Origin of the sequence: Sediminibacillus sp. JSM 1682029, from assembly GCF_041366435.1 — a bacterium.
In the GTDB taxonomy this organism is placed as follows: domain Bacteria; phylum Bacillota; class Bacilli; order Bacillales; family Amphibacillaceae; genus Sediminibacillus; species Sediminibacillus terrae.
In genome coordinates, this window is the sequence record NZ_JBEWYY010000009.1 from 55,066 (window position 1) to 81,322 (window position 26,257).

Here is a 26,257-nt window from a genome sequence, read left to right on the forward strand (position 1 = left end):
TTTATGGCTGGCTTGAAGCGGCTGTTTCCGCTAGTACATTGTTTAGAGACGTGATATTTTCTGTCCCTTCTGTTTCCAACCATTCATTGGCAGCTGCTGACCCAGCTTCTTTATATTTAAAAGCAGATCCACTCCATGTTGCACGTCCACAAAGGACACCATGAAATGCTGCGCCTGATTGTTTTGCGAACTTCAGTGTTTCTTGAAAAAGCTCTGCACTTACACCACCGCTCAAAAATATATAAGGAAGATTCGTAGATTCACTTTGTTCTCTAAAATAGGAAGAGGCTTCCTCACGGGTATATACTGGTTCTTCTTCCGTGAACCCTTCTACAAAATTCATATTAACAGGAACCTCGACCTTCAGCACGTCAGCCCCGAACCGCTCACCAGAAAAGTGTTTCATAGATGACAGGACTTTTCGAGGCTTCATTTTAGCAAATTCCCGGCCTTTCATATCATCCATTCCTTCATCATACGTAATGATTTCTAAAAAAAACGGTATATCTTCCGCTTTACACTCGGATGCAATCCTTTCCACGAAGGCATTCTTCTTCTCATTCACTTCGATAGAACCATCGATATCATGATAAATGAGTATTTTTATTCCGTCCGCTCCTTTCTCGACAAGCCGTTTGACCGACCAGTCCGGAAGAAGACTGGGCATACGACCAACATCGCTTGTGTCATACCCCGTTTTTTCATAAGCTACAAGAAGACCGCACTGTTCATCTTTTTTGCCTGCCGCAGGCCAGCCATACTCAGGATCCAATAGTATAGCAGAAGCATAAGGAGTTAAACGCTCAGAAACGAGTGATTTGTACTTCTCGATTTCTTGTTTCGTTGTGTCTTCTCCCATCATCCGTTTCAAGGCACCACGTTGATCAATCGCCAAAGCGCTGAAATAGCCATTATCGTTCATCAACTTACTTAATCGCTCTGCTTTCACTGTACGGGTTTGCATCATTTTTTCCCCTTTCTTCTTCCTTAGTGTAGATGAGGTTTCCATCGACGGCAGTCGCTTGAACTTCCAAGTTTGAATCAATCACCACATAGTCTGCTTTTTTTCCAAATGAAATACTGCCGATTTCATTGTCCATCTCTAAACTCTTAGCAGGTGTCAAGGAAGCCAAGTGCCAAATATCTTGTAAATCAGCTTTTGTCCACTTCTGTAAATTTCTGATTCCGTCCAGCAGTTTAAGTGTACTGCCAGCAAGCGATCCTGTTTCCGTTCTTGCTACTCCGGCCTCCATGATTACAGGAAATTCTCCCAATTTGTAACTTCCGTCAGGCATGCCGCCTGCACGCATACAATCCGTAATCAACATCAATTGATCTGCTTTCAAACGATAGGTAAGAGCAGCCACTTCCGGATGGACGTGCAAGCCATCGGAAATCAACTCAACAAACGCATCTTCCGAATGGAAAGCAGCTCCTACTACACCCGGTTCTCTGTGATGGAGCCCCCTCATCCCATTAAACAAATGGACGAAATTATTCACACCATTCTCAAGGGCCTTTATACAACAATCAAACGTAGCATCCGAGTGGGCGATGCTTACTTGCACCCCAGCACCTTTTACCTTACGGATGAACGCAAGCGAGCCTTCCCGTTCCGGTGCCAAAGCAATTTTCACTATATTGCCACCAGATATCTCTTGCCACTGTTGAAACTCCTCGATATCCGGGTCCCGGAAATACTTCTTGTTTTGTGCTCCCTTATGTTGTTCAGTAAAATAAGGACCCTCTAAAAATATTCCTTGGGATTGAGCGCCGGGCAGCCCATCATCTTCCGCTCGTTTTATGGCCTCAAGCGTCTTTCTTAAATCTGTACCGGAAGACGTCAAGGTTGTCGGCAGAAACCGTGTTACACCTTGCGAAGCCAATGTGGTGGAAATTCCCTTTACAGCTTCCTCCTTACCATCCATGATGTCCTGACCGTTGATTCCATGAATATGTGTGTCAAACAGACCTGGAGCGACCATGTAGCCGCTCCAGTCTATGACTTTTTCTCCGGTCGGTACTTCAGTGGATATCGAAGAAAAACGCCCGTCTTCCACCACCAAATATCCTTTTTCTATTACTCCATGCTCAAGTAAATATTGATCTGCCTTTATAAAATACCGCATGTTTTCACTCCTGCTTTTATGCTTCCACATTATAATGGTGAATGGTGACACCCTGGACCACACGACTGATTTCGCCATTGGGGCTTGGATTGTCAGGTGTGATTCCCAATTGCATCGACTTTTTCATAGCTAGTGCTTGAGCAAAGATTATATAAGATAAAGCCGCTTGAAGATCGTTTTGTGGACTTTTTCCTCCTTCACTGATTGAAACAGTGAAATGGGCAAGTTCCTCCACATCCTTATCGGCATTTTGCGTCATTGCCACCACCATCGCTGCTGTTCCTTCTTCGTGAAGTTGTCGAAGCATGTCCAAATCATATTTTCTGGTATACTCGTTTTCTGAAAGGAATACGACCACCACAGTTTGTTCATTCAGAACAGACTTTGGACCATGGCGAAATCCAAGGGAAGAATCATGGAAAGCAATCACCTGGCCGCCAGTCAACTCCAGCATTTTCAAGGAAGCCTCTTCGGCAAGCATCCCTAAAAGACCAGAGCCGAGATAAACGATTCGATTAAAATCGATACCTAAAACCGTATCAATGTGATCACCAACACGCTTTATCAGTCTGTCTCCATTTGCTATAACTTGATCAGCAATCGTCCCTTTAGCCTCTTCCGGGAGAAAAAGTTCATAACCTGCCAAAAGCATAGAGGTGAAACTGCTGGTCATTGCTAAGGACTTATCATTGGATTTTTCTGGCATTAGCACGGTTATGCTTTTATCATCTCCTTTTGTATTTGCAGCTAACTGACCGTCTTTGTTGCAGGTGATGACAACTTGGTAAAAGTCTTTGATGCACTTCTCGCCCAGTGCTACAGCTGCTACACTTTCCGGACTGTTTCCTGATCGGGCAAAAGACACCATGACGGTCGGACGATCCGCTTTCAAATATTCACGTGGGTTGGAGACAATATCTGTAGTTGGGATGGCATCAAAAAAAACATTTTGTTTGCACCATTTATTCAATTCCGGAGCGAGGGTATCCCCGACAAAAGCTGATGTACCTGCTCCTGTCAAAATGACATGCACTTGTTCATGCTTTTCAGAAATTCCTTCCAAAAATTCTTTGAATCCGGATTTCGACTTTTCCATAGTCGACAATAACTCCTGCCATACTTCTGGTTGATGATGAATTTCTGTGGCTGTATGGAAAGCCCCTCTCTCCTTAATTTCTTCTATCGATAAATTGAACAAATCAAGCCCTCCTCATTTGGTCATGTTGTCATAACCAGTTGTGATGTAATTCATTAAATTCCTGTAGAACTGGATGCTTCTTTGTTTCTCTTTTTCTCGAATTTCTTGACGTTACCAGCCCCTTCACTTAAAACAAAAGAAACAAATTCATCTAGTGATTTTTCGCGTTGAAAAACGCCGCTTAACACCATTGGGACATTGGTTCCTCCGACGACTCTTACACTATCCTTTTCGTTGGCTATCAAGCTGCTGACATTGAATGGTGTTCCGCCAGCGAGGTCTGCAAAACAGATGACTCCATCCCCTTGTTCGACAGAGGCGATCGCTTCACGAAGCTGACTCTCCAGCGCACCTTTGTCTTCTTTAAATGACACGGCTTTTACATTTTCTTGTATCCCTGCAATTAGTTGAACGGAATCCAGCAAACCTTCCGGAAAAGTGCCATGACCCGTCAATACCATTCCAATCATTCTGAGCCCTCCTCAATGAAAGTGATTACATAATATTAAAGAACGAACCAATCAGCCCAACGACCACTGTCAATCCGATTAATGTGATAGGGGAACGTCCTTTTTTCAAAAGCCAGTAAACCAACAATGTATAAATTAATGGAAGCAAACCAGGCATGATCTGATCCAAAATATCTGTCTGCACGTTCATTTCAGATTCACCCTGTTTCCAAATGTAGTCTATTTCAAAACCCACATAGGTAGCAATCAATCCTCCTACAACTGTTAAACCTACAATGGAAGCAGAGCGTGAAATATACCCCATCATTTCTTTTAACTTGGATATGGCCTTTACACCCATTTTGTATCCGTAGTTCATTAAACCGAAGCGTACGCCGAAATGGATAATATTAAAGGCAATCAAAAATACAATCGGACCCGCTATATTCCCTTCCACAGCTAAAGAAGCACCTATACTGGCCGTAATCGGAAGAAGCGTCAGATAGAATAAAGCGTCTCCGATACCGCCTAACGGTCCCATTGTCGCTACCTTGATTCCCCTTATAGCTTCACGGTCTTCTTTCTTTTGTTCCATGGCCAGGATGATACCCATCACAAATGTCACTAAAAATGGGTGTGTATTAAAGAATTCCATGTTGTCCTTCATCGATTTACTTAAATCTTTTTTATTCTTATGGATTTGTTTCAATCCGGGAATTAAGGCGTAAAGCCAGCCAGCAGCCTGCATACGTTCATAGTTGAAAGATGCTTGCAGCAACAAGGATCTCCAGGCAAGTTTTTGGATTTGCTTCTGACTTAACTCCTCTGCCGGATGTGAGTCTTCATACATGTAGTTAGATGCCATCCGTTATCTCCTCCTCATTAGCTTGATTTCCACCTGCTGGGCCATTTTTATTTTTATTTTGATAAAAATCATATAACGCAATTGCCAACCCGATTAATGCGATAGCGAGTATCGGTAACTCCAAATAGGCCGCAAGAATGAACCCTACAATGAAAAACATGATGTATTCAACTTTCATCATAATCCGCAGAAGCATGGCGAAACCGATAGCCGGCATGATCCCCCCTGCGACGGCCAATCCATCTATAATCCATTGTGGTACAGCTTCCACATATTCAGCAGCTGTCTGTGCGCCAAAGTATATTGGCAAGAATGCAATGAAAGCGTTAAAGAAAAAGGTGATGGTAAGACCCAGATAGTTGAGATTGTCTATCCCTTTCGTATTTGCATCTAAGGCGAATTGATCTGCTTTATGCATCAGCGGAGCGAATAATGTAAATAAAAGTGTAACAAGCCCTTGCATTGCCACCGCAAACGGGATGGCGATACCAACAGCAACATCCGGATCCTGTCCGGTAATGACACCAAATGCGGTTCCTATTACACCACCAATAACAACGTTAGGAGGTTGAGCACCGGCAAGCGGAACCATTCCCATCCATATCAACTCTAACGTTCCCCCTACTATCAGCCCGGTGGTGAGGTCCCCCAGTATCAAACCGACAACTACTCCTGAAACAACCGGCCTATGAATATGCGTCAAGCCGTTGTATAAATCTATTCCCAGGATACCTGCCCATAAGGCAATAAGTATCGCTTCTACTAACATAGTGACGCCCCCTTTTTCGTATTGGTCAGCGAATAAATCATTTTTCTAACAGTTCCAATATATTTCTGCCTTTTTCATTCGGCACTCCTCTTAAATCGAGTTTCACCCCAAGTTCATCCAGTTTCTTGAAGGCTTCGATGTCATCCTGGTCCACGGAAACCGTCGAGGAAATTTGCTTTTTGCCTTCTTCATAATGCATGTTTCCTATATTTAAATATTCGATAGGGACCCCATTCTCTTTCAATTTAAGTGCATCCTTCACGTCTCGGACGACCAAAAATATTTTCTGTTTTGGCGAAGCCTTGTGGATAATATCGATCGTTTTCTGCAAGGTGAAAAACCTGGTTTGGATTACATCCGGCAGCACCATATCCATCAGGTTTTGCTGTACTTCATCTTCAGCCACTTTATCATTGGCAACAACTACTAAGTTGGCTCCAAGGTGATTTACCCAGGTGACCCCTACCTGACCATGTATCAATCTGTTATCAATTCTCGTCAATAAAATGTTGGGTTTTGTCATTTTCTCCATCCCCTTTATAATAGTAGTTGAACTCAAAACCAAGTACATCGCTTCATTCCATCACAAACATGAATCCCCCCTTTTACTAGAAAATTAATGGTTATGTTGTCATAACCAGTTTATTAAAAAAGGTAGTATTACCTTTCTTAAGTCAGTTCCACTTTATATTCGAATTTGTCACCTCTGGCCACGGTAATGGTATATTCAATTAATTGTTTATCTGAATATGCATATCTTTTTATCAACATAGCCGTTTGTTTGCTCGAAATTCGTAAATGCTTCGCTTCCTCTTCACGAACCAATGTAGGTGAAAAGCTTTCAACTGCCTTATTTACAGGAATATTGTAATCGTTATAAAATACTTCATACATTGGTTGTTTATCCAGTGTTTCCTGTGTCAGTCCCGGAAACTTGGCTACCGGAATGTAGGACGTTTCATACATGAGAGGTTCTTCATCAGCAAGTCTTAAACGCACAACTTTATAGACTTCTTCTTTTGGGTGGATCCCCATCTTGCTGCCAATCGCTTCTTCCGCTTCTACGGCTTCAAATGAAAGCACCTTGCTGGTAGGAATCTTCCCTATTTTCCTCATCTCATCTGTAAAACTATATAATTTCACCAAGTTTTGACTGTAGGATTTCGGTGCCACAAATGTTCCCTTGCCGTGCAATTTATATATATATCCTTCCCGTTCCAATTCCTGCATTGCTTGTCTGACTGTAATGCGGCTCATTCCATACATGTCACACAGTTCCCGTTCGGAAGGCAGCTTTTCTTGTTCTCTATACTCTTGTGCATTAATTTTCTCGATGATTTTATCCATCAATTGAAGATATAAAGGAATTCTTTTATTATTAATCACATGCTGTCACCTAACTCTTTTATTCATTCTGAACTGGTCATTACCAGTTAGGCTTATGATAACCTTTTTTCAGAATTTTGTAAAGAGGACATCATTATTTATTGATAGAAAAAGCCCTCCTCAAATATCCGAGGAGGACTTCTGTCTCTATCCAATCGTTATCGTAGAACCAACCTCTACCGTCACCAATTCTGCATCTTCCAAATACAACGTACCTGATTGTTCTTCTTCTTTACTCCCATTAAACCGTAATGTAATATGTCCTAGATCATGAAGGTTCTTGTTGACTGCTGAACCAACTTTCGTGATTTCATAAGTGGTTCCGTCAATAGTCAACTTGGAATCTTCCGTAATCTCTTTTTCTACAGGGTTTACATCGATGATATAGCAAAAGTCCGCAAGTTCAGCTGGTGCATTTTCTCCAAACAGAACCATCATTTTTTCTGCTTCAAAAGCTTTTGCATCTTTCCCGATTTTTTTTATTTCTGTTCGATACATGAATCATACGCTCCTTGTTTATTTATATAATCCGAAGCTTGCCAGCCAAGCGACAAATACTCGCGGCACACCATTCAAGAATCTGGAATAAAGGACAGATGGCACCCCTACTTCGATTGTTTTCGTTTCTGCTTCTGCCAGACCTAATCCAACAGGAATGAAGTCTGCGGCGTTTTGCGTATTGATCGCAAATAGGGCCGGAAGTGCAAGGTTTGGAGGAATGTTCCCTTTGCCGATTTCCACTCCGATCAGCGTACCGAGTACTTGTCCGATAACTCCTCCCGGCCCTAGTAATGGACTTAAAAAGGGCAAGGAACAAATAAAGCCGATGGCCATCAGTCCCCATATATTTCCGGCAAGCGGAGACATCACATTTGCGAACAAGTCGCCGATGCCAGAGCCTTGAATGATGCCGATCAATAGTGCCACAAATCCCATAAACGGAATGACCGTATGCAGCATCGTTTCCACAGCATCGCGGGAAGCCTGATAGAAGGTGTTGATAACTTTTCCCGCTGCTAAGCCGATTCTGGTAAGAATACTCTTATTTTCTTGTTCCGCGCGTGTTTCCATGATTTTTTTGTCTTTTGAATAGGTCGCTTGTTGTTCTGGCTGTTTCTCCTCTGCTTGCGTCTCTTTTACAGACGTACTTTCACTTTCTGTACCGGCCGCCGACACTTGATCAACGTCTACGTTGGATACGTAAATGTCTTCGGTTATATATTGGCGCAAAGGTCCGCTTTTACCGGTAGCCATGATATTGATCGTAGGGATGCCTTTTTGCGGATAAATGCCACAACGTAACGTTCCACCACAATCAATGACTGCTGCCATGATTTCCTCTTCCGGTACAGATGTTTCAAAACCATTCACAGGTGTTGCCCCGGTGATATCACATATTTTATCTACAATGGCAGGCTTATGACCGCCAGTGACATACATCAGTTTGTCCCGTTTACCATCGACACCGATTGTCAACGGGCCGCCGAAACCACCCGAACCTTTGACGATTTTCGCTTTTTCAGCCATGCTGTCCACCTCAACCTTCTACTTTTACTTCTTTGCTCAATTTCACGTTTTGTTGTTTCTCTATATAACTCGTTGTGAAGTCCGTAACCCAACCACCGATGAAGTTCATCACCAAACCGACCAATAAGTAACGGACAGCCAAATCTGTCATCGGCAGCCCCAGCTCCTGGATACCTTGTGCAATGCCCAAGTAGATAAATAATTCCGCCGGGTTAATATGTGGAAAAATCCCGTTACTTGTATGGGCGAACTGTGCCGCGGAAGCAAAGTAACTCGGTTTATATTTCTCTGGCATGAATCTGCCCAAAGAGTGGACCATAGGATTCGCCAGCATGAAGGATCCCAGGAATGGTAACACCAAATACCTTAAAAACGGATTTTTGGCTGATTTTTGTGCAATAACATTGATTCTCTCCTCGCCTATCAATTGAATGATGGTATTCATCGCAATCAACAACATCAGTACAAGCGGTACAATCGATGTCATCCAATCGATAAACGTATCGGCACCTGTTTGGAATAAGTTGATAAATCCTTCTGCAAATTTAACGATGTAGTCCATGCTTTAGACCCCTTTCTTTTTTAAACATTCCGTTTACTTTCCGTACAGCTTTCATCATCGGTGAAGGAATTTGGGCAATTTCTCCGCCATTTTGAATGACATGGAAAGTGTTTTGCGCATCTAAAACCGCTTTTCTCAGCAGTTTGTTGTAATCCTCCAAATCACTGGCATTAACTTTTTGCAGTTTCTTTCCTTCCAAACCTTTAAGCGGTTTGAATTTAGAGAATACGGTGACACCTTGCATGTATCGCGCATCTTCAATCTCGTTTTTATTGTTTAGCTGAAGTAACACCAGCGTTCCAGATTTAACGATAGCCGGACGTCTTCCAATGGCGACTCGGCCCTTTTCCCGCAGTTGGGTATAGTTTTTGGTAAAATTTTTGATCTGGAGCAGACCTAGTAAATACTGAACGACAAAGCCTATCGCAGCAAAGATAATCAGCATGATAAACATAGGCTATTCCCTCATTTCCTGATTTAATAATCGTGACAAATCCGTAAAGGTTGTCTTAGCATTGATTTTGTTCAAAATATAGTGATTTGTCGTAATCGCCAATACTTCCTCATAAATCCGGATAAGCATTGCCTCATTCACGTTTTCCTCGGAAGATGCGATAAGTACGACCAATCTGACATTTTCATGATCATCAAGCGGTTCATCTAAAACACCGACCTTGATAAAAATCCCGTCTTGCTTATGGCTGGCGTGCGGAAAGCCTAATTGACCGTTGATCGTAGATTTTTTGTTTTCCCTTTCAATCAAACTCTTTTTAAAATCTGCGTCTACTTTCCCTTCAATGTAAAGCTCATCAGCCAGTCGACAAATGATATCTTGATATGTTTGCCGGCCCTGAAAGTGGTAAAAATCGGAATGATCGAGGAAATCCACCAAAACACTGCGGTTGAACAATTTTTTATTACTTACATCCTTATAAATCAAGAACTGTTCTATTTTCAATTTAAGCAGCTGCTGATCAAAGACATCCTCGATGTATATGACTTTGTTGAACATTCTGTTTGTTTTGATCGTTGAGATGACTAAATCAAATGGATGAATGCTTTCTTCGGTAAACTCGGATTCATCAATGACCTCCACGTTGATTTGGGTGCCGAACACTTTGCGCAAGTTCATGGTCAACAACTTGGTCGTGCTCAATCCTTGATTCGTCAAAATCGCAATGTCATGTAATTCATTCATCTTTTGCTCGAGTTGTTCCAAATACACACTGAAATATATCGTTAAAAAGCCCAGTTCCTTCTCCGGCATTCCCAAGCCGGTCACGCGTGTAATGCTTTCTCCCAGCAAGGTAGACAATTCATAGGCAAAAGGAAATCGCTGCTGCATGTCATATGCCAGTTCATTATTCAACTTGATACGGAAGATCAATCGATTGATTAAATGCTTAATGTGTAAACGAATATCCTTCGTGAATAGCTCCTCGTCGATTTTAAGGCCGTAAAACCGTTCTACATCGCAAATCGTTTGATCAATGATCTTTTGAATAAGGCTTTCATCTTGTTGCGTCAATAATTCATCCAATAGCGAAGCCCTGCGTCCCATCAATTGCACAACGATTAAGATGATTTCTTTTCCTGCATTGGCCTCTGGGAAAACTTTTTCTATATACTCTTTTATAAAATCCAATGCCATGTACTCTTCCGAATGAAAAATATGTGCATCTAAATCGACTGTGCCACTTATTAAACAAAGCTGCTCCATTCGCTGCAAGGTCACTTTGAGCGCCAAAACCAACCGTTCCAATGACTGTTCATCCAGTTTCCAATCTTGTTGCAATTGATCCAATCCTGTGACCAAACTCGGCGGCACTTCATATTCGATAAACTCGGACGGGAATTGTTCAATCGCCAATTTGCGTATCTCGAACTCAGAGCCTTCCAATATCAAGCCTACATTTGGCGTACCTGTGAACTGTACGTGTGATGTCTCGATATCCTCTTTCAACTCCCGCAGAATTTTACTGACCAGTGTCTTGCTCAAAAACAACCTATCCGCCATGTCATCAAGGGTCGTTTGCTTGTGAATAGATAATTGATAAAAAAGTTCGTCTTTCCTTTGCTGATTCACTCTGTCATGTTCCTGGCATTCATCTTTTAACAAATCCAGTTTGTCGAAAAATACCTGTTGTTCCTTGATTGCCAAGGATAATTTTTGATGCTGTTTGGTGATGACCGCGGCATCTTGAAAGTCACTGTTGATTTGTCTTATATAATTCACGATTGTTTTTTCTGTAAGATTTAATTGATAGGACAACTTTTCTACTTCAATCTCTTCATGCATGAGAGACTCTATCATCTTTAGGTGTTTTTCATTAAGTTGCATGACCTCTCCCCTATCTATGGAATCAGCCTCTAGACTTACCACCCGAAATGTTAACTGTGGTTCCTGTTATATAACTTGCTTTATCAGAACTTAAATAACAAACCAGGTCAGCAATCTCCGTCAATTTGCCCACCCTGCCCAATGGAATCGATTTAGAATAATCGCCATTTAATCGATCGACAGTCGTATTTCTACTGTAAGCAAGAGCTTCCTCATATTGTGGTGTACGCAATCCAGTTTCTTCAAGAATCCCCGGAGCTATGGCTACAACGTTTACATTATGCTTACCAAGTTCTTTTGCCCAACTTCTTGTAAAACCAATCAAAGCAGCTTTGGTCGCCGAATAGATACTTTGACCTTCCGAGCCTTCTTGTCCAGCTTCACTCGAAACATTAACAATAATACCAGACTTTTGAGAAATGAAGTGTTTGGCTACTGCTTGACTGAGCCAAACAGGCCCCTTTAAATTCACATTGAACATGACATCTAAATCTTTTTCATCCATTTCATATTCAGGCTTTTCGCCTTTGATATCTACAAGCAATCTCGGAAGATTAATGCCTGCATTGTTGACCAGCACATCGATTTTGCTTTCTTTTTCCACTACCGTGTCTACCGTTTGTTTTACAGCTGCAGCGTCTGTGACATCCAGTTCCATAAAACGATAATGATCGTGATCCAATGGCTGATCTTTTAAATCCAAGTTATAGACAATCGAACCATTGTCCAACAAGGCTGTCACAATCGCTCTGCCAATTCCTGAACTTCCGCCTGTCACAATGGCAACTTTTTCTTCCAGTCCTAACCAACTTCCCATCACTAATGCCTCCTAAATTTCTTGTTGCGTTCATTGTACAAATAAGCGTTTTCAAAATTAATTCTTACTTTTGTGGCGATTTTGGAAAAAGGGGGGATTAATTGACGTTTTATGTGAGTGGAAATTCCTTTTCGGGCATTGGAAATTAAAAAAGAAGAAGGGAGATGGAATAGAGTTGCAATCCCTCCTTCTTCTTTTCACTATAACTTCGACCTTTTGCCCTTTACTCGATTAGCAACAAAAAAGCAGCAGACCAGTCCTGCTGCTTTCCAGTTCGCTATTCTTCGATATCGGCCAGTTTATACTGGTCTCCATCTTTTACTGCAGTGTATTGCCACTCATAGTCTTGCACTTCGGAAGTACCGTCTTGGTAATTGATTTTGATTGTTTCTGAAGTGTTGAAGATATAGTCAGACCCATCAGATTCATAGCCTTCAAAACTGCTTCCTTGTAATTCTTCCACTATATTCTTCTCACTCAACCTATTGACCAAGTCACGCTGTGCAGTTTCCAATTCGCTGCCTGGCTTGATAAATGGTTCTACCTCACTATAGTCACCATTATTGATGGCATCGATCAGTCCATCTAAATAGTTTTCGTACACTTTCTTCAACGCTTCCTCTGTGTTATCGGATTCTTCTTTCGTTTCATCAGACTCGCTTGCCTCGCTATTGTCGATTGTATAAGTAACCGGTTCAGCGATTATATCTGCCACATGCTCGAATTCACCCGGTGTCACCCAAGTGTCTCCTTTGTACGTAACCATCCAATGGTCATCCTGGTAGACAAGCTCGTATATCAAGTATGTCTCCTCTTCGGCCGGCTGAGGTTCATCTGCCTGATAGTAAAAATCTTCTTCCCCTGTTTCTTTCAAATAAACAGTTGTCTCGAAACCATCTTCCGTGCTCCTCAATGAAAACGTGTCTGTATCCATTTCCAACTTGGACGTTTTATTTGTATAGATGTACGACTCCTGACCATAATAGTCGAGTTCGTTATCAAAATCGTCCTTCATATCCTCCGATACATTTTCGACAAGCCCGAAATCACCTTTTTCCAGAGCCTTCCCATAAGAAGTGTAATAGCTTGCAATCGCATCTGCCAATGACTTCTGCAGTTCATCATTCATGGGAAATTCCACTGGAAAATATTCATCCTCCAATGCCGCGGTTTCCGTCGTCATTTTACCCCATGGAAATTCTGCCTGGACAGCCATTTTCATAGAACCATCAAATGCTACTGGTCCAAATTCTTCTTCCGAAAATGCATTAAAATCGACCGATTCATCATTGATGATCACCTTGCTTTTTATCGAATCGTCGAATTCCGAAGTGAATCGCACAGTGCCCCCGTCAACGGACAGGTTTATTGTCGAATGATTATCATAGGGAGTTAGTTCCACTTCCTGTTCCTCTTTCGCATCCATGTATTCATGCTTGTACGCAGCTGTGAAAGTATAAATACCCGGAAGGAACGGACCAGCTTCCTGAGAAAAATCGTTGCTGGTCGCTTCTGCCAATTCTTCATCTCCATTGTATAGTTTGGTTCCTTTAAAAGCCGTTTCCAATTTCACGTATATTGGATCTATGTACAATTCATATGTATCAAAAAACAAAAAATTTCCTGCCTGCTCCAGTTGGATGAACGCTTTTTCTCCCCCCTCTGCAGCAGCTCTATTTCTGTTATTTGATTCTGATTGCTGTTTCACGGATTCGACCAGTAAATCCCGGTCTTCCTGATGCGCCTCTAAATATTCAACAAATGCTTCCGCATCCTCTGTTGTAATCGTCAATTCTTTATCACGGTAAGATAACAGGTCGGCGATTTTTTCCGGATTCCCATCAGCAACCGCGTCCTCAAACGAATCGACCAATCGTTCTTGGGAAGTAAAGTATGCGCCGATAAAATATAATGCCGTCAGCGCCACTGCAACGGCTGAACCAATGATGATTTGCTTCTTCTTTTTAGGTGACCAAGGTTGTTTATTCGACGCCCTTTTAACAGACTGCAGTTGGCTGCTTAGAGTCGATTGTTCCAGATTTTCAGCTGAAGAATTTTCATTCATCAGAGGTGCTCCGCAATTCGTGCAAAACTTCTTGCCAGTCTCGGATTTCGTGCCGCATTGATTACAAAAATTCATATTAGCCTCCCTGTTTGTTGTATGAGCATGTAAGAACAGACACCTTACACAAGGTGTCTGTCATTGCCCATTATTTATAGAAATCCGTAAAAGGAGTTTTCTAATTCATTCATCAAATTACCAACAATGCTGTCTCCAATGATGGCGAAGATGATCACCATAGCAATATTTGCGATGATCAGACCATAATAAACATCGATTCCGCCTTCTACAGCATCTTCTTTGACAGAAAAAATGACTGCCAAGCTGGAAGCAAGAAACAAAACAAGGGAAACACCAAAAAGAAACAGGCTGAATGCAGTTGCTGAAATCAAAGAAAAGATGACCGCCACCAACAGCACTGCTGCCGGCAATACATTAAATACCCCGAACCGGCTCATGACTTCCAGGAATGTAAGATTCGATTTCATCAATTTTGCCACGCCAAAAACTACCGCTGTATAGATAGCCAAATAGATTAATAGATAAATAAATGGCTGAACTACTGTTGTTCCGAAAGGTATCGTGAAATAGCCATTGCTGAAACTTTTAGCAGTAAAATAAGAAAATAATGGCAGTAATAAAGCGAACAGCACATGAGCGATTATCCCATTGACAGTATCAGCTGCGGTAACCTTTCTGCTGGCAACCATCGGCCCCTTTAAAGCTTCCTTCGCAAAACCGAAAAACTGCTGGCTGATTTCTTTCCCTTTTTCCACATATTCGTTGCTTCCTCCAGCTGTTGCTGCCGGTTCTACAGTCGCGGCTTGTTCCTCCTTGGCCGGCTGCTGGTTTTCTTCCAATTGTTCTGAAGCTATTTTCGAGCCGCATTCCGCACAAAATTTAGCATCTGCTTCGTTCAGTGACCCACATTTGGTACAATGCATTATTCCATCCCCTTTTCCTGGTTTTATCTCGTTGAACAGTCCTTTTTTATCATGGTATATGTACTCTTTATAAAACGGTCTTACGAACTAAATCAACGAGACGAATAGGAGTATTATATCATCATTTTAGGTATTTTTAACTATTAATAAGATAATTTGTAAAGCTTTATAAGAATTTGTTGAAAGGAAATTCAGTTATAAGTGTGGAGGTCGAAACGGAAAGAACGCTGTCATTAAAGAAGATAGATTTACTCACGGAAGAAAATTAGTAAAGAAAGACCGTGAACGAAAATGAATTCCAGGTAAAGTTTGTGAAATGCTTCTTTAGACTCTTTATATTACATTTTTATTACAAGTAGCTGAATCTTTTGTAATATATGCTATACTAGCTTAATAGAAAATCTTGTAAAAGTACGGGGAAAGAGGGGGAAAATTGATATGAAAAAGACTTTATTATCAATCACTGCGACAGCAGTAATCGCTTCGTCGTACAGCATGACAGTCGAAGCCGCTTCTTACAAAGTTCAAAAAGGGGATTCACTTTGGTCAATTGCGCAAAAGCATAATACTTCTGTCGATTCTTTGAAGTCATTGAACAAGCTGAAGAACACAGTTATTTTCCCAAATCAAGTCCTGAAAGTTGACGGTAAAACTTCATCACCACAGAAAGAAGATAAATCGGAGAAGAAAAAAGATACTTCCAAGTCTACTACATATACAGTGAAATCCGGTGATTCACTCAGCAAGATTGCTGCCCGGCACAATATTTCACTCTCTGACTTAATGCAATGGAACAACCTGTCGACGACGTTGATTTATCCTGGGGATGTGTTTGTTGTTTCCAAATCTGCTTCCGGATCCAGCTCCAGTTCGAGCAATAAATCAAACAACGCAGATAAGAAACAGGAATCATCCAATACTGCTACATATAAAGTAGTCTCTGGTGACTATCTCGGAAAGATTGCCGGCAAGTATGGTGTATCTGTCAGCGACTTAAAGAAATGGAATGGCTTATCTTCTGATATGATTTATGTCGGCCAAACTTTAAAAGTAAATGGAAGTACTGTTAATGAAACGAAAAAAGACACTCCTGATACAAAAGTGGATGCTGAAACAGTAGATTACAATGTTACCAAATTGATCGATGAAGCAAAAAGTTTCATCGGCACAGGGTATGTATGGGGAGGAGCATCTCCAAGCGGTTTTGATTGCAGCGGCTATATTTATTATCTATACAATAAAGCAGGCAAGAGCATCGGCAGGTATTCCAGTGATGGATACTATAACCGCTCCTATTATGTGAACAAACCGCAATTAGGGGACCTTGTTTTCTTCTCTGGAACCTATCGGGCCGGAATTTCTCACATCGGCATTTATGTAGGAAATAACAGTTTTATCTCTGCAGAATCTAGCGGGGTGAAAGTTACCAGCCTGGATAACCCGTACTGGAAACAGCATTTTGATGGATTTAAGCGGTTTTATTGATTGATGACAATGCCCCGATCGAGAATCCCGATCGGGGCATTGTCATTGTTCTGTTTGCTTTAGTATGCACCGCCCTGCATTTATCTTCTTATAATACCCTCGATCGCCACCGGCAAATGATCAGAAGCCTCCGTCGGAATCACTTGCTGGTTATTCACTTCAATGTCAGGCGTGGCGAATATGTAATCGATCCGCTTGATTGGATTGATTACCGGAAATGTATTAGCATCGTCCACGTTCGAAAATACATCTACAAAATCTGTCCTGTCGACTAAAAGCCGATATTCTTCACTATCCGGTTCAGCGTTAAAATCCCCCAACAAAAAGGCGGCCCCCGGATGTTCAGACACAACTTCGATTATCTCACCCATTTGCGCCAGCCTGCTACCCACGTCCAATCCTAAATGGGTATTGTAAACATTTAAATGAATCCCTCGGACATTTATGTCGGTTCGGAGAAGGCCGCGCTGCTCTTCCCCAAAACTGCTAAGGAAGATATTTTCCGAGTCGATAATCGGATATTCACTGAGAATGGCTGTTCCGTATTGTCTGTTCTCCGCATGCCCGTCAGCCGGTTCCAAGTTAAGGTTGGCAGCAAACACATAGTGATATCCCAGTAAATCAGCAAGTTCTTTCGCCACGTCTTTGAAATCACTGCGGTCTCCATAATAGCGGTCCACTTCCTGAATGCCAACTATTTCTGCGTCAGCTTCCTTTATGACATCAGCGGAGCGCTCCAAATTCAACTTCCCATCAAGCCCTACCCCGTGGTGAATGTTATAAGACATAACATCGACCGACACCTCCTTGCCCTGAGATTCAGCAGAAACTGCCCCTACTGAAGCAAAAAGGAAAATAGAACTTGCCATGAAGCAAAGCAAAATCTGTTTCACTTGCATATCCCCCCAAGATAAAAAATGTTTGCCTTACAGACAATGCGATAAGCCGTCCGAATATGCCTATTCTCCCCTTTGCCTTTCGGAGATATGTCTTTACAACTCTTTTTAAACCTTGATTGTCCAGATTATATAAACTTATTCCATACAAACTAACATTTTTCTACTATCCATTATGTAAACGCTTTCTTATAATGTTGGATAAGGTTTTGGAAAGAACTAGCATCTTACTTTTTTAATAAAGGAGGTCAGCCTAGCGAATTCAACACAATTACAGAGGAGTGTGAAGTTTTATGTTAACAAGGAAAAACATTGATTTCTCCCGTCATTACCATCTCTTTTTCATGAGTGTAATCGTTTTTCTTCTCGTGATGACTGGTATGAGTTCGAAAGTCATGGCCGGTGATACACTGCCAATCGAAGGTCAGGGTGAAAAAGGAGAAAACCAGCCGTATGCTCATGGGTACAGAGTGTTGGATATACTTAACTGGTCGCCTGAAACCGATCTTAACGCTGCATACTTGAAGGCATCTGTTCCGTTACAGGAACGAAATGACGCCTTCATGGCGACCCAGGCGAATCCATCCCTTTCCCCCGATACCCAAATGTTGAATCTGGCCGGGGATTATGGGAACGCTTTTTTTGAATCTTATCAGGCCAACGATAACTTTGATAGCTTACTGCATAACTATTGGCAGTACACCGATATTTTTGCTTCCTGGCACGGCTTGCCTACTTCAGAAGTTCCCGAGGAGTTATATGATCCCGAAGCAGACTGGACAGAGCGCCACTTCGAATTCGGCATACTTAACTTGCCGAATCCCGCCTACACCAATGCCGCTCATAAAAACGGGACTTTATCCTTAGGAACGATTTTTTTACCAAGAGAAGGACAAACACATTCGGACTTGCTGATTAAAAATGACAGCAACGAATTTCCTGTTGCAAAAAAATTGGTTGAAATGGCGGAATTTTACGGCTTCGATGGGTATTTCATCAACCAGGAAACAGATATTTCACCAACCGAAGTCAGTCTTTACAAAGAATTCATGCAGGCGATGCGCGAGAAAGGATTGTATATTCAATGGTATGACTCTGTTACAGATCCAAGCGGTAAAATCGACTATCAGAATGAATTCAACCAATCAAACAGCCCCTTTGTAAAAGACAATTTGATGGGAAGGGTCTCCGACTCGATTTTTCTTAACTATTGGTGGAATGAACAGCGAATCGAAAATTCAAAACAGCATGCGGAAAGCCTGGGACTGAACCCCCTATATACTGTCTTCACTGGTGTAGAGGCCGGCATGTATAAGTATAACCAGCCATATAACCTCCGGGATATTCTTGATTCTCAGGGAAATCCCAAAACGGCGATCGCAACGTTAGGATCAGAATTCGTGCTTGGTGAACTGGATGCTGATACTGGATTGGGCCGTACCGAAAACGATAACCAGTATAAGGTCTTTGAACGGGAACGTCTATGGTGGTCGGGGCCGAACCAGGATCCAACCAATGCCACCAGGAACGATGACTATCCGAATTGGGATGGTATTGCTTCCTATATCGCAGAACGGTCTGTGATAAACGGAACCAGTTTTGTCACCAACTTCAATACCGGACACGGATTGAAGTATTATCAAAACGGAGAAGTAGCAAACAAGGAAGAATGGTCTAACATCAATCTGCAGGATATTCTTCCTACCTGGCAATGGTGGATCGAGAACAACTCTGGGAAAGAAACCACGTTGAAAGTCGATTTTGATTACGGAAAAGATTACGTTTCTGGCGAAAACTTCGATTATAAAACAGTAGGCGGCTACAAGGGTGGAAGCTCCCTTGTGATAGAAGGGGACCTGCAAGAGGATCATTTTCTGAGATTGTATAAAACTGACCTGGATATTACAAAGGGGTCCAGCTTTGATATTACCTATCAAAAATCCAGTAATGACGAAGGCACATTGAAAGCGGGATTCATTTTTAAAGATAAACCCGAGGAGATCGTTTATAAGGAAATCCCGCATAGCGACAAGCAGAAAGACAAATGGATCACGCAAAAAGTCAATTTGAAGGATGAAGCAGGAAGAGAACTTGCCGCTTTCGGTCTTGGTTTCTCGCCTGGCAAAGAGAGTACAAAAGATTATCAAATAAATATCGGCGAAATAAAACTTTCCGATGGCAAAAAAACGAAACCCGATAAGCCAACCAATTTTCAGCTTGAAAAGGCTTATGACACAAACGAAATGAAGGTAAGCTGGGATTTGAATGATTATGACGAAGTCCGCAAATACCATTTGTATGCAAAGCTTTCCAATGGGAACACTGTCTTCCTTGGCGGAACCTATGATGACCATTATTATATTAAATCCCTATATGGGGAATCGAAACATGCAACATTGTTATTGAAAGCCGTCGGACCGGATGGCACAGAAAGCAGTCCGGCCAAACTTACGCATGATTTCCAAAAAGAAATCAGCGACCTGCAAGTGAGAGAAGAAGACGCATTCCTCAAAGTGAAATGGAAGCAGCGATCAGGCAGTGCCAAAACAGCAGTGACGCTTACCAAAGGTAGCGGTGATCGCGATGATGGGCAGATTTACTATGCCGATAAAGGGGTCGACGAGTTACAAATACCGATAGATGATCCGGATGGAAGCAGATATGAACTCACCGTCAAACCATTGAAATCAAAGGCTCACGGAATCACTCATAGTGGCCGTTTGAACGATGCTGTTCCTTCTCGATACACTGGCAGCTTTCATGTAAAAGATAGTGTGTTATCACTCGACATCCCCACTCCTGAAGACTGGCATCACCTCTATCTATACGTGAACGGAGAACTAGTTCAGCATGAAATGCCACATAGCAACGAAGTGTCCGATTATCTTATCCGCGGGACACATCCTTTGAAACAGCTTGCAACGGTGGCTTCGGGCGATCAAGTAGAAGTGGTATTAGAGGATTATTCGGGCAATAAATCGGAATCGGTATCTTACACTGTAGGAAAGTAAAAGACAAAGTTATTGGAACAAAAACATAGTGACCAAAACAAAAACCGAGCGACATTCGAAAAATCAGCTTTCGAATTCGTTCGGTTTTTACGTTTTTCATATACAGTAAGACCCCTAGACAGACTCCCTTATATACTGTTGTTTTATGAGTGCTCCGCCTGCTGCGGCGAAGTTGACAGACACCCCGCGTCAAGCTAAGTGCCTTCCCGGAATGGAATATTGCTATCTTCCAATGGAAAAAGGTTTCATACTTCCTATCCAGTAATTGTTCGTTTTTACAAGTAGGTGACGGTAAGTCTCAGCCTCTTTCACTTCTGACAAGTAAAATGGTGGAAATATCATACGGAGTCAATTTTCGTTTCCAGGTTCCATTATTTTCTTTCATCTTTTCCAGATGCTTTTCCAGAAGGTTGACGGACGAGACCTCCGCCACAGGGAACAAGCTTTCAACAGCAAGATCGGCTTCACTTCCAGTCGACTCGTAAGCCCGTATCACCAGTCCGGCTTCCTGTTCTGCCTTTTTAACGGCGTCTATGATCACCGTATCGCTTTCCACCTTCAGAAAAGAACCACTCGATGGCAAGTCCCCTTTATGGTTGGTTGCCTTGATCGCGGTTACCGGATTATTCAATTCATAACCTGCTTGAACTGTTTTAGCCTGGCGCCAGTCTCCCTCATGAGCGAACAGACTATACGTGAAAGTATGCTTCCCGATATCGGCCGTTTCATCCGGCCACTTCGGCGCCCGAAGTAAAGATAAACGGATACAATTCTCTTTAATATCGTACCCATATTTACTGTCATTCAAGAGGGATATCCCAAAATTTCCTTCCGATAAATCAGCCCAGCGTTGACCGCATACCTCATACTGTGCCTGTTCCCAGGATGTGTTGTTGTGTGTCGCCCGTTCTACGGAGCCAAACGGAATCTCATAGGCAGCTTTTCGATTATGAATGTTGACAGGGAAAGCGACCTTTAGCAGCTTGTGTTTTTCTTGCCAGTCCACTTCCGTTTTAAAATCAATTCGCTTGTCATGATGATAAAATAAGATTGTTTGCGTAACAAGGGAGGCATTGATTTCCCATTGAAAGGTAAGTTGATCGAAAACAACCCCCTTGTGAGTTACTTCCATCTTTTTAATCCGGTTATTTCTTACCGGCTGATTTTCAAAGTACGGATCAATATCCCAGGCATCCCAATCAGTCGGCAAATCATCGAACAGCTGCAGTTCGTTGGCGACATCGCCTGGTTTGATAATTTCTTTGTCAGCCTGTTTGTCATACAGCCTGCTAATCCATCCTTCCGATGTGAATTCCACTTTATAGGATGCCGTTTCCCACTTTCCTTCAAAGGCATCCCCACTCTTTCCGGTCGCCGTTTCCATGTTGTTTATCTCTTTCAGCCAGACCGTTTTGTAACCTAATTCGGGAATCTCAGGAACACGGGCAATACTCGTAACATTCCCATCTTCTCCAACAAGGACATCCATTTCATAAACCGATCCATCCCGATCGCAAACAACTGTATCTGTTCGTTCTTTTCCGCCTGTTAAGGATATCAAGCCGTCGCGTTTCCAGCTGAGACTGTTGAATAAAACAAGCGGCTGGCCAGGCCCTTCCGTTTCGATTGACCCGGCGAGATACTCGGTTGCCTGGCGGTGGAGCTCTGTCCCTATTTGAAAAATTTGCTCGTATTGCTGCTGTGACAAATCATAAACGCTTTCGATCGAGGTGCCTGGCACAATGTCATGAAATTGATTTAGAAGTAACAGCCTCCACCCTTCCTCAAATAGTTCTGATGGATAATCATAGCCAAACATCATATAGGCCAGACTGTTCCATATTTCCGCTTCCCGGTACAATCCCTCTGCCCGGCGATTGTTTTTCTTTGCTTGGGCATGGGTGGTATAGGTGCCGCGGTGCAACTCTAAATACAAATCGCCATACCAAAGTGGAAGGGACGTTTTTTTCTGTTCGATCCGCTCAAAAAATCCATGGACAGTGTCGAATTCCACATTAGGAAGTCCGGGCAGGGACCTGGATCTTTCCAGCCGCTCCACCATTTCCCTGGTGACGCCGCCTCCGCCGTCTCCGTAGCCATAAACAAGCATTCTTTCAGGGTATCGTTGTTTTTGCTTGAAATCATCCCAGGTGTTTTTGACTTCCTTCGGGTGCGTTTCCTGTCCAAGTATGGAATGTAAATAAGACAATATCTTGGTACCGTCTATCCCTTCCCAATAAAACAAATCATGCGGAAAACGATTGGTGTCATTCCAATTCAGTTTTGTCGTCATGAAGTAATCAGTCCCTGCTTTTTTCAAGATTTGCGGCAGGGAAGCACAATAACCAAAAGTGTCCGGCAGCCATTCAACCCGGGATTCCCGGCCAAATTCGCTGCTAAAAAATTTCTTTCCGTACAAAAGCTGGCGGACAAGCGACTCACCGGACGGAATGTTCAAATCCGGTTCGACCCACATTCCGCCGATCAGCTCCATCCTTCCGTCTTGTACTTTTTGCCTTACCCGCTCAAAAACCTGCGGGTGATGTTTTTTCAAAAAGGCAAACAATTGCGGCTGACTTTGTGCATACTGAAAATGATCATAGTCATCAAGCAAAGTGCACATACTGGAAAAAGTCCTGCTGACTTTCCGGACCGTTTCCTTCATTGGCCACAGCCAGGCTACATCAATATGTGACTGTCCGATCGCCCGAATCGTACCCTCCCGGTAACCGGCCAACTTTTGAGCGGCGTTTACTAACTTTTCCTCGTAACTGTGCCAGTCTATTTCTTCCGTCAATTGCTTTGAATGCGGAATTCCGACGGCTTCCGCGATACTTTCCATTTCCGTTAGCCATAGATTCCGTCTTGAATCGGAATCAGGAAGCAACAGTGCTGCTTCGTAATGTGTTTCCAATGTAAACAGCAAACTTTGCATTGGCTTATTTATACTTACAATGGAACTTGCCTGGAAATAAACAGGCGGTGGCTCTGTTTCTGCTTTTGCTACCTGATTGAACCCCCTTAGTTTATCATCAGGTATCGCTTCCGGATTAAACAACTCCATTTCAAGGGATATGCGGCCTTTGGCGACAACGGAAGATGGGATGGCGACAAAGTTTTTATTCCGATCCAATCCTTGAACCGGTTCGCCATTGAGGGTAACCAGCGACTCACAGTATGAAGGACCCTTCTGTCCTTCGGCAAGAAAAATAAACCCGAGCTCCCCCTTCTTCCAATCCTCCGGAATATTGACAGTCGTTTTCAGGAATACGGTTGTCCCTGAATCGACAAGCCACTCCCCTTTTTTGACCATCCCGTTGTCCAAATAACGGTATTGACCCGGCTTTTCATAAACAGCCCTTTGCAGCTCCCACTCATCGATCGGTGCCAATTTGCTGAATTGATGATCTGCTAAATAACGGATTAATCGTTCAGTTCGACGCACTTTCTTCCCCTCCCAACCTTTTGGTAGTTATTCGTAGAAAGGCTTCCGTCGTAGGCTCTGACGACCCGCCGGCCATGACTTTGACCAATCCAGGCTCTACCGTTTCTTTCATTTGTATATCCCAAATGGAGAGCTGTTCTTTCCCCAGCCAGAAACGAACCGCTTTGGTTTCTCCCGGTTCCAACCAGACTTTTTCGAAGCCCTTCAATTCCTTTTTTCGCTGTGTGACGCTTGCTTCCATATCTTTTATATATAACTGCACAACCTCATAACCGGCGCGTTCCCCCATATTGCTTACTTCCACGGCTATATCGAACCGGCGGCCTTCCTCCAATTCTGACACGCTCAAGCTTTTTTTCCCGTAACTTGTCAACCGATAAGAAAAGGTTGCATAACTCAAACCATAGCCAAAAGGAAAAAGAGGCTTGCCACTCATATCGAAATAATCCTCTTTGGCGCCGCTATCCTTGGCATTGTAATATACAGGAAGCTGCATGGAGGAAGCCGGGATCGACACGGGCAGTTTTCCGGACGGATTGATTTTTCCGAACAAGGCCTCCGCTACCGCTGTTCCGCCTAGTGGTCCCGGATACCATCCACACAGAATGGCGGAACAGTGCGCTGCTTCCCAAGGGATAGCATGCGGTCTCCCCTGAATCAGAATCAACACTACCGGCGTACCTGTCTCTATTATTTGTTGAATCAACTGGCTTTGTACGCCTCCAAGGGACAAATCGGCGACATCCACATTTTCACCACAGTCCATTTCAGCTGCATCATAGTGCTTGACAGCTCCGTTATTTTCGAAGTCCATCCCAAAGTCCCTGGCACTGGAACCGCCTGCGACAATGATAGCGACATCCGATTCACTTGCGATTTTCCTTGCTTCGGCAAAACCTGCCATCGTACTGTCCCTTATTCCGCACCCTTTGCTGTATGCAATTTCGACGTTAGTCGGAGCCGTGCGGCGGATGCCTTGAAGTACGGTGCTGCCACTTTCTGTTTTTAGCGGCGGTGTATAGTCGCCCATCATGTTGTACAGGTTATCTGCATTCGGTCCGATTACTGCCAGCTTTTTGACTCCTTCCAACGGCAGAATGCTTTTCTCGTTTTTCAACAATACAAGGGACTGTCTTGCCATTTCCAGGTTTGTCTTTTCAAAATTATTGTTGCCTACCACGAGTGATGCTTTAGAAACCGGTGTCCATTTCCTGCCATCAAATAGTCCGAGCTTGTGTTTTATCGTCAGCATACGTTCTACTGCCCGGTCTACTAACCGCTCTTCGATTTTTCCATTACGGACCGCTGACTCGATAGATAAGTAGACTTCATCCCACAAACTCAAATCGACTCCCGCTTCCAGTGCGTAAGCAGCGGCCAGTTCTTTATCCCCCGTCAACTTCAGCAGCCGGTCAAGCGCAGTTCCGTCGGCCATGACGATTCCCTGATAATTCCACTCTTCACGCAAAATGTTTGTCAGCAATTGTTTGTTACTATGGCATGGCACTCCGTCGATTTCGTTGTAAGCAGCCATGCATGCCAGTGCTCCTCTTTGGACCGCAACCTTCATTGGCGGGAGAAATAGTTCTCTTAACTCGCGTTCCCCTATCAAAGCAGGTCCTGAATTATGGCCGCCTACGCCTGCTCCCTGTGCAGCAAAATGTTTTAATACTGCAACGGCTTTATCCTCATCAAACTCTCCGGAAGTTCCTTGCATCCCCTCCACCACTGCTTCTGTCATCTTTGCTGACAAGTAGGGGTCTTCGCTGAAACATTCTTCCGTTCTTCCCCAGCGGGGATCTCTCACGATATCCAATGTGGATACCAACCCCAAATGAGTTCCTCTCGCCCGCAATTCACTGGCCACGTGTGAAGAAATCCGTTTCTGCAACGAAGGATTCCAGGAAGCCCCGGCTCCAATATGTGTCGGAAATAACGTACTCCCCAAGGCTTGATGACCGTGCGGGCATTCTTCTGAAAACAGCACAGGGATTCCTAAGCGGGTGTTGTCTTCCAGATATTTTTGAATCATATTGGTCACCACGGCGCTATCCTCTGCCGCAATGCCATTGGTAAAGTCGACAGCCGACCAGGGATCGGCACGGAACAAGCCATACAGGGCGCCCATCCCGTCAAACTGCTCGACGTGTTTTTTGAACAATTCCGTCAGTTCATAACCATTATCCGTTTTCCGGTAGGCCTGCCAACCGTACAATTTCTGATTTAGCTGGCCGACCTTCTCCTTCAAGGTCATCTGCTCTAACAAGTGATCGACTCTTGCTTTTATTGTCACGCTTTTATCCTGGTAACCTCCCAATTGATTTCCACCTGCCAATCCATCGCTTAAATAAAACAGAACCTCTTAAATCTA

21 protein-coding genes are annotated in these 26,257 nt (G+C 43.1%); 2 read left to right on the plus strand and 19 right to left on the minus strand.

Annotated elements, in window-relative coordinates; translation table 11 throughout:
• Position 1: 1 nt before the first annotated feature.
• The 16 genes from lacD to ABVF09_RS15000 all read right to left on the minus strand — a co-directional run bounded on the left by lacD (position 2) and on the right by ABVF09_RS15000 (position 15,049).
• Complete coding sequence (gene lacD / locus ABVF09_RS14925; RefSeq protein WP_153461670.1) at positions 2-964, minus strand: tagatose-bisphosphate aldolase; 963 nt, start codon at positions 962-964, stop codon at positions 2-4.
• Entirely contained in the window at positions 927-2,129 is a 1,203-nt protein-coding gene (gene nagA, locus ABVF09_RS14930) for an N-acetylglucosamine-6-phosphate deacetylase (RefSeq protein ID WP_371069542.1), read from the minus strand. Before nagA ends, lacD begins: the two co-directional genes overlap by 38 nt.
• Before the next feature lie 16 nt (positions 2,130-2,145).
• Complete coding sequence (locus ABVF09_RS14935) at positions 2,146-3,327, minus strand: SIS domain-containing protein (protein ID WP_026771828.1); 1,182 nt, start codon at positions 3,325-3,327, stop codon at positions 2,146-2,148.
• Between the two features lie 53 nt (positions 3,328-3,380).
• A complete protein-coding gene (locus ABVF09_RS14940) occupies positions 3,381-3,797 on the minus strand; it encodes a PTS sugar transporter subunit IIA domain-containing protein (protein ID WP_371069543.1) in 417 nt (138 codons plus the stop codon).
• Positions 3,798-3,822: 25 nt separating this feature from the next.
• On the minus strand, positions 3,823-4,641 hold the full coding sequence (locus ABVF09_RS14945; RefSeq protein WP_371069544.1) for a PTS system mannose/fructose/sorbose family transporter subunit IID: 819 nt from the start codon (positions 4,639-4,641) through the stop codon (positions 3,823-3,825).
• Positions 4,631-5,410, minus strand: coding sequence for a PTS N-acetylgalactosamine transporter subunit IIC (gene agaW / locus ABVF09_RS14950; RefSeq protein ID WP_153461667.1), 780 nt, complete (start codon positions 5,408-5,410; stop codon positions 4,631-4,633). The genes ABVF09_RS14945 and agaW overlap by 11 nt, the downstream gene beginning before the upstream one ends.
• A gap of 37 nt (positions 5,411-5,447) precedes the next feature.
• Complete coding sequence (gene agaV, locus ABVF09_RS14955; RefSeq protein ID WP_026771829.1) at positions 5,448-5,933, minus strand: PTS N-acetylgalactosamine transporter subunit IIB; 486 nt, start codon at positions 5,931-5,933, stop codon at positions 5,448-5,450.
• A 146-nt stretch (positions 5,934-6,079) separates the two neighbouring features.
• Entirely contained in the window at positions 6,080-6,796 is a 717-nt protein-coding gene (locus ABVF09_RS14960) for a GntR family transcriptional regulator (protein WP_026571286.1), read from the minus strand.
• Between the two features lie 147 nt (positions 6,797-6,943).
• Positions 6,944-7,294 carry a PTS glucitol/sorbitol transporter subunit IIA gene (locus ABVF09_RS14965; protein ID WP_371069545.1) on the minus strand — a complete coding sequence of 117 codons (351 nt, stop codon included), beginning with the start codon at positions 7,292-7,294 and terminating at the stop codon, positions 6,944-6,946.
• An 18-nt stretch (positions 7,295-7,312) separates the two neighbouring features.
• Positions 7,313-8,323 carry a PTS glucitol/sorbitol transporter subunit IIB gene (gene srlE / locus ABVF09_RS14970; RefSeq protein ID WP_371069546.1) on the minus strand — a complete coding sequence of 337 codons (1,011 nt, stop codon included), beginning with the start codon at positions 8,321-8,323 and terminating at the stop codon, positions 7,313-7,315.
• 10 nt (positions 8,324-8,333) lie between these two features.
• The gene (srlA, locus tag ABVF09_RS14975) at positions 8,334-8,885 is read right to left on the minus strand and encodes a PTS glucitol/sorbitol transporter subunit IIC (protein WP_026771830.1); all 552 of its coding nucleotides are present in this window, start codon (positions 8,883-8,885) and stop codon (positions 8,334-8,336) included.
• A complete protein-coding gene (locus ABVF09_RS14980; protein ID WP_153461658.1) occupies positions 8,869-9,339 on the minus strand; it encodes a transcriptional regulator GutM in 471 nt (156 codons plus the stop codon). The genes srlA and ABVF09_RS14980 overlap by 17 nt, the downstream gene beginning before the upstream one ends.
• Before the next feature lie 3 nt (positions 9,340-9,342).
• Complete coding sequence (locus ABVF09_RS14985) at positions 9,343-11,226, minus strand: BglG family transcription antiterminator (protein ID WP_371069547.1); 1,884 nt, start codon at positions 11,224-11,226, stop codon at positions 9,343-9,345.
• A gap of 22 nt (positions 11,227-11,248) precedes the next feature.
• A complete protein-coding gene (locus ABVF09_RS14990; RefSeq protein ID WP_371069548.1) occupies positions 11,249-12,043 on the minus strand; it encodes an SDR family oxidoreductase in 795 nt (264 codons plus the stop codon).
• 277 nt (positions 12,044-12,320) lie between these two features.
• Entirely contained in the window at positions 12,321-14,108 is a 1,788-nt protein-coding gene (locus ABVF09_RS14995) for a zinc ribbon domain-containing protein (RefSeq protein WP_371069549.1), read from the minus strand.
• Positions 14,109-14,257: 149 nt separating this feature from the next.
• On the minus strand, positions 14,258-15,049 hold the full coding sequence (locus ABVF09_RS15000) for a zinc-ribbon domain-containing protein (protein ID WP_026771835.1): 792 nt from the start codon (positions 15,047-15,049) through the stop codon (positions 14,258-14,260).
• Between the two features lie 438 nt (positions 15,050-15,487).
• On the opposite strand from ABVF09_RS15000, the gene ABVF09_RS15005 reads away from it, so the two are divergent.
• Complete coding sequence (locus ABVF09_RS15005; RefSeq protein ID WP_026571275.1) at positions 15,488-16,534, plus strand: C40 family peptidase; 1,047 nt, start codon at positions 15,488-15,490, stop codon at positions 16,532-16,534.
• Between the two features lie 80 nt (positions 16,535-16,614).
• Here ABVF09_RS15005 and ABVF09_RS15010 read toward each other — a convergent pair whose 3' ends face one another.
• Positions 16,615-17,427, minus strand: coding sequence for an endonuclease/exonuclease/phosphatase family protein (locus ABVF09_RS15010; protein WP_371069550.1), 813 nt, complete (start codon positions 17,425-17,427; stop codon positions 16,615-16,617).
• Between the two features lie 296 nt (positions 17,428-17,723).
• On the opposite strand from ABVF09_RS15010, the gene ABVF09_RS15015 reads away from it, so the two are divergent.
• The gene (locus tag ABVF09_RS15015; protein WP_371069551.1) at positions 17,724-20,441 is read left to right on the plus strand and encodes an endo-beta-N-acetylglucosaminidase; all 2,718 of its coding nucleotides are present in this window, start codon (positions 17,724-17,726) and stop codon (positions 20,439-20,441) included.
• A 298-nt stretch (positions 20,442-20,739) separates the two neighbouring features.
• Here ABVF09_RS15015 and ABVF09_RS15020 read toward each other — a convergent pair whose 3' ends face one another.
• Both ABVF09_RS15020 and ABVF09_RS15025 read right to left on the minus strand, forming a co-directional pair.
• Positions 20,740-23,886, minus strand: a complete 3,147-nt coding sequence (locus tag ABVF09_RS15020; RefSeq protein ID WP_371069552.1) for an alpha-mannosidase — start codon at positions 23,884-23,886, stop codon at positions 20,740-20,742.
• Positions 23,873-26,203, minus strand: a complete 2,331-nt coding sequence (locus ABVF09_RS15025; protein WP_371069553.1) for a glycoside hydrolase family 3 N-terminal domain-containing protein — start codon at positions 26,201-26,203, stop codon at positions 23,873-23,875. Before ABVF09_RS15025 ends, ABVF09_RS15020 begins: the two co-directional genes overlap by 14 nt.
• Between the last annotated feature and the right edge of the window lie 54 nt (positions 26,204-26,257).